The sequence below is a fragment of the uncultured Ruminococcus sp. genome (genome assembly GCF_946415235.1).
In the GTDB taxonomy this organism is placed as follows: Bacteria; Bacillota; Clostridia; order Oscillospirales; family Ruminococcaceae; genus Ruminococcus.
The window spans coordinates 1-8,102 of the sequence record NZ_CAMKRR010000124.1 but is presented as its reverse complement, the minus strand read 5'-3'; the positions used below and the strand labels follow the sequence as shown (position 1 = coordinate 8,102).

At 45.8% G+C, this 8,102-nt stretch carries 8 protein-coding genes; 6 read left to right on the top strand and 2 right to left on the bottom strand.

The features are described from left to right. The 3 genes from Q0R37_RS14285 to Q0R37_RS14275 form a co-directional block, all read left to right on the top strand. Window positions 1–257, top strand: a 257-nt coding sequence (locus tag Q0R37_RS14285) for a YebC/PmpR family DNA-binding transcriptional regulator (RefSeq protein WP_294755237.1), incomplete at its 5' end; no start/stop codon positions are given. A gap of 60 nt (window positions 258–317) precedes the next feature. Continuing rightward, complete coding sequence (locus Q0R37_RS14280; RefSeq protein WP_294755236.1) at window positions 318–818, top strand: GNAT family N-acetyltransferase; 501 nt, start codon at window positions 318–320, stop codon at window positions 816–818. Window positions 819–1,052: 234 nt separating this feature from the next. Continuing rightward, window positions 1,053–1,622, top strand: a complete 570-nt coding sequence (locus tag Q0R37_RS14275) for a manganese efflux pump MntP family protein (RefSeq protein WP_294755235.1) — start codon at window positions 1,053–1,055, stop codon at window positions 1,620–1,622. A 73-nt stretch (window positions 1,623–1,695) separates the two neighbouring features. Here Q0R37_RS14275 and Q0R37_RS14270 read toward each other — a convergent pair whose 3' ends face one another. Continuing rightward, on the bottom strand, window positions 1,696–3,537 hold the full coding sequence (locus tag Q0R37_RS14270; protein ID WP_294755233.1) for a dockerin type I repeat-containing protein: 1,842 nt from the start codon (window positions 3,535–3,537) through the stop codon (window positions 1,696–1,698). Window positions 3,538–3,590: 53 nt separating this feature from the next. Continuing rightward, window positions 3,591–3,767: a DUF4250 domain-containing protein gene (locus tag Q0R37_RS14265; protein WP_294755231.1), complete on the bottom strand. Its 177-nt coding sequence runs from the start codon at window positions 3,765–3,767 to the stop codon at window positions 3,591–3,593. Between the two features lie 601 nt (window positions 3,768–4,368). Between Q0R37_RS14265 and Q0R37_RS14260 the strand changes: the two genes are divergently transcribed. The 3 genes from Q0R37_RS14260 to Q0R37_RS14250 form a co-directional block, all read left to right on the top strand. Continuing rightward, window positions 4,369–4,863, top strand: a complete 495-nt coding sequence (locus tag Q0R37_RS14260; RefSeq protein ID WP_294755229.1) for an NAD(P)H-dependent oxidoreductase subunit E — start codon at window positions 4,369–4,371, stop codon at window positions 4,861–4,863. Between the two features lie 70 nt (window positions 4,864–4,933). Then, on the top strand, window positions 4,934–6,793 hold the full coding sequence (locus Q0R37_RS14255) for an NADH-quinone oxidoreductase subunit NuoF (RefSeq protein WP_294755238.1): 1,860 nt from the start codon (window positions 4,934–4,936) through the stop codon (window positions 6,791–6,793). Window positions 6,794–6,807: 14 nt separating this feature from the next. Continuing rightward, a partial coding sequence (locus Q0R37_RS14250; protein WP_294755227.1) for a [FeFe] hydrogenase, group A occupies window positions 6,808–8,102 on the top strand: 1,295 nt, incomplete at its 3' end.

Here is an 8,102-nt window from a genome sequence, read left to right as displayed (position 1 = left end):
GCGGCGAGGACTTCGACATCAACGAGGAGACGGTCGAGATCGAGTGCGCTCCCGAAAATGTACACGCTCTCCGCGAGGGACTTACCGAAAAGGGATACAATGTTATATCTGCAGAGTCTGAGATGATACCTTCAACATATACATCTCTCACAGACGAGGATCACATAAAGAAGATGAACCTTCTCCTTGAGCATCTCGAAGAGAACGACGATGTTCAGAACGTATACCACAACTGGGAAATGCCCGACGAAGAATAATGACAGAAAAAAGAAGAATAGAGAGCATATCTTTATTCTTCTTTTTTATAAGGAGATAATATGGCTGTAACGATAAAAAAGGTGAGCAGCGACACAGAGCTCAGGGAAGTTGCCGCACTTGCGGATAAAATATGGCATGAGTGCTTCACCGATATAATAAGTATCGATCAGATAGACTATATGGTAGAGAAATTCCAGTCATACAAGGCTATGACGAAGCAGCTGATAGAGCAGGACTACAGCTATTATGCAGTCCGTGAAGATGAGGAGCTTTGCGGCTATATAGGTGTAAAGCCCGAAAAGGACGACCGCTTTTTTCTGAGCAAGCTTTATCTCCGCAGCGACAAGCGTGGCAGGGGAATAGCTTCGCTCATGCTGAAAAAGGTCTTTGATGAAGCGGAAAGATACGGCAAAACAAGAGTATATCTCACGGTCAACAAGCACAACGATCATGCAATAGAAGTATACAAAAAGACGGGCTTCGTTATAGTGGACGAAGCTGTAACGGATATCGGCAGCGGCTATGTGATGGACGATTATATTTTTGAATATGAGTTATAAGGTTATTATCTGCTAACAGAAATATGTTGACAGGCTCTTAAATACAATGTATAATAAGCATTGTTATATGAGGGAGTAGTTAACACACTCAATGTGTGCGGCAAGCCGACATACTAACGCAAAAGCGTTCGGTTTTGCCTTAAATAATGAGACTCATGTACGGCTTTTTTCGTCGTGCCTGAGTTTGCATCGGGTACTGCGGTATCCGATTTTTTTTGAGAGGATGTATTCATTATGACATTGACCGAATTGCTTCTTATCTCTGTGGGACTTGCAATGGACGCCTTTTCGGTTTCGGTCTGTAAGGGGCTGAGCATGAAAAAGCTCGACATGAAAGGTGGTATAATAACTGCACTGTTCTTTGGAGTATTTCAGGGGATAATGCCGATGATAGGATATTTTCTCGGCAGCCGCTTTGAAAATGCGATAAGCCTGTTCAGCCATTGGGTATCATTCGGACTGCTTGCGATCATCGGCGGAAAAATGATATATGAAGCCATAAGGGGAGATGACGAGGAAGAAGACGGCAGGGAATACCGCCTTGACATAAAGGAGCTTTTCCTCCTTGCGATCGCAACAAGCATAGACGCACTTGCTGTGGGAATAGTATTTACGGCTGAAAAAACGGATCTGCTCTTTTCAGTAACTATGATAGGCGTTACCACATTTGCTCTTTCGCTTGCGGGAGTTTTAATCGGTCACAGGTTCGGAAGCAGATACGAGAAAAAAGCGGAGATCGCAGGCGGTATCATTCTTATCCTTATAGGACTGAAGCTTCTGCTTGAAGGACTTGGCATTATATGAAACAAAAAACCGAGGGCTTTTTGGATATACCCTCGGTCATTTTACTTTATACGGACTGCTTCGGCAGTCTTATTTAATCTACAACAGGCTGCTCTATTACAAGAGGAAGAGCGTCTATTGTTTTGAGAAGATATAACTGTATAGTCAGGGCGTCGTTTGTAGTCAGACCTGTTGCTGAAGGATCAACATCAGCATTTTGTCTGCCTTTTTCGGTGATGCAGTTTTCGGAAGTTCCGCCCACATCGTATTTGTTCGGATTTGCAAGTGCCTGCATTATAAGCACTGCGTCGGCCATGTCGATCGTACCGTCACAGTTTGCGTCGCCGTAAGCGATCTCAGATTTGGTAAGGTAAACATTGTAGTAAACGATGTGTTTTTCATTATCTGATTCAATAGTGCAATCTTCATTGCTGAAGGTGTAAGTTGAACCTTCCTTTAATCCGCTTATGGAGAAGCTGCATTCCTTGGCATCCTTGTACTTTTCATAGCTGATAACAGCGGGATTGCCCTTAGATGTATCAATAAGCTCTAAAGGACCTGTATGGACATCCTGTCCGTTGATCTCATATTCAATAAACCAGCTCGCAGTTAAAACAGCATCGCTGATAAGCTCGTCGGTATTTTTATCACGTACCGTTATAACATACGAATATGGCTTTATCTCACTTGCAGTAGTTGTGGTCGTCGTGGAAACATCGGTAGTAGTTGAAACCGATGTCGTTGAGGAAACTGATGTCGTTGAAGAGATGGTGGTCGTAGTCGAAGATGCTTCCGTAGTGGTCGTAGTGGAAGAAGTTGTTGTTGTAACAGAGGACGAAGTTGTAGTTGTTGTCTGCTCTGCGCCGTCTTCTATCCATACAGCCTTGAATGAAATTCCCATACCGGGCTCGGCACCGGGAATAACGTACTCGTCGCCCGGCTGACAGATCGTATCCTTGTACTGCCAACCGCCAAAAGTATAGCCTTCTTTTATATAGCTGCATTCGGGGATAGTGATAGCCGTATCGGTCAGTCCGCGGACCTTGATATTATCGCTTGCATTGTTTGAAGGCTTGAAGTTGATAGTGTACTGTATAGCCTCCCAGATAGGTGTCATAAGAACATCTTCTGATGGCATAGTGAACGGAGCTACAGCGCCGTAATCCTTGCCGTCGTTCTCGCAGTGCCAGCCGACAGTTCTATAACCGTTCCTTGAAAATCGGTCTGTGTTCTGGAGATTGGTCGGTTCACCCTCAGCTATCTCAAATATGAGCTCGGTCAGACCGTTGATCCTGTCAGCGTCGCCGACTGAATATTTCAGATTGTACAGCTTCTTTAAATTCGGCGTAAGAGTGATGTCTTCATCGTGGACGATAATATATTCCTCGACCGCAAACTCCGTTGTACCGTCAGTCCAGCCGCGCTGCTTGTAGCCGCTGCGGGGGAAGCTGTAAAGAGGTACTGCAACGAACTTGCCAGACTGTCTTTTTGCAGGGGGAACAAGCTTTTCGGCTTCCTTGTCGATCTCACCTTCCCATTCAACTCTGAAGGTAACGGTGTGGAACTCCTTATCGCCTGCAACGGACCATACAGGTCTGAGAGTGATATCATGGTCCTTTACTCTGTAAACATCACCCGGAACGATACCTTTGATATCGTCTTCCGTCCAGCCGGAGAAGCTGTATCCTTCTCTTACAAGAGAAGCGTCGGGGATAAAGAAAGAAGTGTTTGCGCTCTTTGTGAGATCAGTTATCTCGGGGATATTTCCGTCATCATCGGGAGCGATGGAAACTCCCTCCTCGCTGAGGTCAAAATGTACTGTATAGGTCGTCTTTTCTGTAGTGTCAGCTCCGATCGCAGAACTGCTGACTGCGGAGCAAACAGCTATCACAGCAGAAGCTGAAAAAGCTGTTATCTTTTGGATTATCTGTTTCATAAGCCCTCCCATACGGTGTAAGCACACCGCCAAAGTATCCTTAAAAAGTGATACTATCTGAATGAATTTGTTTGTGGATCGTAAACATAACCTATTCCGTTCAGTTTTTTCTCGATATCATCCGCAGGAACACAAAGGCTTTTGCAAAGCTCTTCGTAGGACGGATATTTGTCACGCAGAAGCGTATTGATATAACTGAGCAAGATAACGGGGTCGTTTGGTAAACTCATAATTTCTCCTTTTCCGTATAACGGTGATAAAATAGTCGGAACGCAGTGCAGGACATTCCGCAGACAGAACGGAAACAGCGGAAATACGCTGTTTATGTATATGTTATATTTTTAATATACAATAATAAACAGGGTTTGTCAATAACAATCGAAATATCCGAATTTTGAATTTTTTTTAAATAAGTATAATAAATGAATATATACGCCTGATTAAGATTAAATAATTGATCTTGAAAAAGCAATCATATTTTTTACGCATGATAAAGGAAAACAGAAAGCCGCCATAATTTGATATAACATTTATCATATTAATCTTGAATTAAACTTTGACACGAAATAAAAGTTGGTTTGTTTTAATTAAAACCTATCGGTAAACTAAGAGCCTTTACAAGTGTAAATGTAAATTTTTTGCAGCTGACATATTGTGCTGTATTTGTCTAAAATGTACAGTAATGTAGAATTGAATTAGGCTAAAATGGCGATAGAAATATTCTTTTTAATATGGTATAATATTTAGGATATGTGAGATTAGCATTTGTCTCATAATTTTTATGCTCGACATTGTTACATTTTTCACAGATATTATAAGGAGGTTCATTTAATGAATTCAGCTAAATCAACTGTTCCCTTCAAGGGTACTCCCGAGCAGGAGGCTGAGCTTCTCAAGGTCATCGAAGAGAAAAAGAACGACAAGGGTTCACTCATGCCGATACTCCAGAAAGCTCAGGAAATCTACGGCTACCTTCCGATCGAGGTTCAGGCAATTATTTCCGACAACACAGGCATCCCGCTTGAGAAGATCTACGGCGTTGTTACCTTCTACGCTCAGTTCTCTCTCTATCCGAAGGGAGAATACACAATATCAGTCTGTCTTGGTACAGCCTGCTATGTAAAGGGTTCCGGAGATATTTACAATAAGCTTCAGGAAAAGCTTGGAATTGGCGGAGGCGAGTGCACTCCCGACGGTAAGTTCTCTCTTGATGCCTGCCGCTGCATAGGCGCATGCGGACTTGCACCCGTTCTTACTGTAAACGAAGATGTTTACGGCCGTCTTACTGTTGACGACATTGACAAGATCATCGAAAAATACGCTTGATTCCAAACATTACCATTTAGGAGGTTAACTTATGAAGACTCTTGAAGAACTCAAGGTTGTCAGAGACAGCATGAAGGGCGAGGTCGCTCTCAGAACACATGGCAATGCTTCTTCAAAATATGAAAGACACGTCCTTGTCTGCGGCGGTACAGGATGTACATCATCGGGCTCACCCAAGATCATTGCAGAGCTCGAAAAGGAATTTGCAGAAAAAGGACTTACAGATAAAGTACAGATCGTTAAGACAGGCTGCTTCGGACTCTGCGAGCGCGGACCTATCATGATCGTATATCCCGAGGGTTCATTCTACTCACGTGTTAAGGTAGAAGAGATCCCGCGCATCGTTGACGAGCACCTTATCGGCGGCAAGCCTGTAAAGGAATTCCTCTACGAGGAAACAGTTTCTGGCGACGATATCAAGTCTCTCGACGATACATCATTCTATAAAAAGCAGCACCGTGTAGCTCTCAGAAACTGCGGTGTTATCAATCCCGAGAACATCAACGAGTACATCGGCCGTGACGGTTATGCAGCTCTCGGCAAGGTGCTCACAGAGATGACTCCCGAGGACGTTATCCAGACTATCCTCGATTCAGGTCTCCGCGGACGCGGCGGCGGCGGATTCCCCACAGGCATGAAGTGGAAGCTCGCAAGAAACATCGTTCCCAACGCAGATCAGAAGTATGTATGCTGCAACGCCGACGAGGGTGACCCGGGCGCATTTATGGACCGTTCCGTACTCGAGGGCGACCCACACGTTGTACTCGAAGCTATGACTATCGCAGGTTATGCTATTGGTGCTTCACAGGGTTACATATACGTTCGTGCAGAGTATCCTATTGCTGTTGAGCGTCTTAACATCGCTATCAAGCAGGCTCGTGAAAACGGTATGCTCGGCAAGAACATCTTCGGTTCCGACTTCTCATTCGATATCGACCTTCGTCTCGGCGCAGGCGCATTCGTTTGCGGTGAGGAGACAGCTCTTATGACATCTATCGAGGGCAACCGCGGTGAGCCCCGTCCGAGACCTCCTTTCCCTGCTGAAAAAGGTCTCTTCCAGAAGCCTACTATCCTCAACAATGTTGAGACATATGCCAATATCCCCCAGATCATCCTCAACGGTGCTCAGTGGTTCGCATCAATGGGTACAGAGAAGTCAAAGGGTACAAAGGTATTCGCACTCGGCGGTAAGATAAGGAACACAGGACTTGTTGAAGTTCCTATGGGTACAACTCTCCGTGAAGTTATCGAAGAGATCGGCGGCGGCATCCCCAACGGCAAGAAGTTCAAGGCTGCTCAGACAGGCGGTCCTTCAGGCGGATGTATCGACGCTTCAAACTTCGATATCCCGATCGACTACGATAACCTCATCGGTATCGGTTCGATGATGGGTTCAGGCGGACTCATCGTTATGGACGAAGACAACTGTATGGTCGATATCGCAAAGTTCTTCCTCGAATTCACTGTTGACGAGTCATGCGGTAAATGTACACCATGCCGTATCGGTACAAAGAGAATGTGGGAGATCCTTGACAGGATCACAAAGGGCAAGGGAACTCTCGAGGACCTCGACAAGCTCGAAGAGCTCGCTTACCACATCAAGGCTAATTCACTCTGCGGTCTCGGACAGACAGCTCCGAACCCTGTTCTTTCAACACTCAGATGCTTCCGCGACGAGTATATTGCTCACGTAGTTGACAAGAAATGTCCTGCAGGCGTATGTAAGGACCTCCTCAGCTTCGAGATCAATAAGGACAGCTGTATCGGCTGCGGTATGTGTGCTAAGCAGTGTCCTGCTTCCGCTATCACAAGAACTGACTACATTGCACCCGGCAAGAAGCTTGCTGCAATGGAGATCGACAAGAATAAGTGCGTGAAGTGCGGTGCTTGTATCGCAACATGTAAGTTCAAGGCAATCATCAAGAAGTAAGCGGAGGAATAGTGATGGAAAATATTACAGTTAAAATCAACGGTGTTGAATTAGAAGTTCCCAAGGGCACCACTGTTCTTGAGGCTGCTCACATGGCAGGCTTTGAAATTCCTACACTTTGCTATATGAAGGAGATCAACGAGATCGGTGCCTGCCGTATCTGCGTTACAGAGGTAAACGAGGGCAGAGGCTTCCGTCTGGTAGCAGGCTGCGTATATCCATGTTCCAACAATATGGAGATCCTCACAAGCTCACCTAAGGTAATCGAGTCAAGAAAGAAGACTCTCGAGCTCATCCTTTCAACTCATGACAGAAAGTGCCTCTCCTGCGTAAGAAGCGGCAACTGCGAGCTTCAGAAGCTTGCTAAGGACTACGGCGTAGAGGACGCTACAAAGTACGACGGCGTGAAGAACGAGTACGATGTAGACAATTCCGCTCCTCATATGTACCGTGACAACAACAAGTGTATCCTTTGCCGCCGCTGCGTAGCAGTATGTGCAAAGACACAGGGAATCGGCGTTATCGGTGCAAACGAGCGCGGATTCAAGACATATATCGGTTCTGCATTCGATATGGGACTCGGTGAGACAAGCTGCGTATCCTGCGGACAGTGTATCGCAGTATGTCCAGTAGGTGCTCTTTCAGAGAAGGATTACACCAAGGAAGTTATGGCAGCTATCGCTGATCCCGAGAAGACAGTTCTCGTACAGACAGCTCCTGCTGTTCGTGCAGGTCTCGGTGAGTGCTTCGGCAATCCTATCGGCACAAACGTTGAAGGCAAGATGGCAGCTGCTCTCCGCAGACTTGGCTTCGACAAGGTATTCGATACAGACTTTGCTGCTGACCTTACTATCATGGAAGAAGCAAACGAGTTCCTTGATCGTTTCTCAAACGGCGGAACACTTCCTCTTATCACATCATGCTCACCGGGATGGGTCAAGTTCTGTGAGCACTACTATCCCGATCTTCTCGATCACCTCTCAAGCTGCAAGTCGCCTCAGCAGATGTTCGGCGCAACAGCTAAGACATACTATGCACAGAAGATGGGTATTGATCCCAAGAATATCGTTATGGTATCTATTATGCCATGTACTGCAAAGAAGTTCGAGATCGGCAGACCCGATCAGAGCGCTGCAGGCGTACCTGATGTTGACTATGCTCTCACAACACGTGAGCTCGGCAGAATGATCGAGCGTGCAGGTATCCTCTTCAACTCACTCCCTGAGGAGAAGTTCGATGATCCGCTGGGAATCTCTACAGGTGCAGGCGTTATCTTCGGTGCTACAGGCGGTGTTATGGAAGCTGCTCT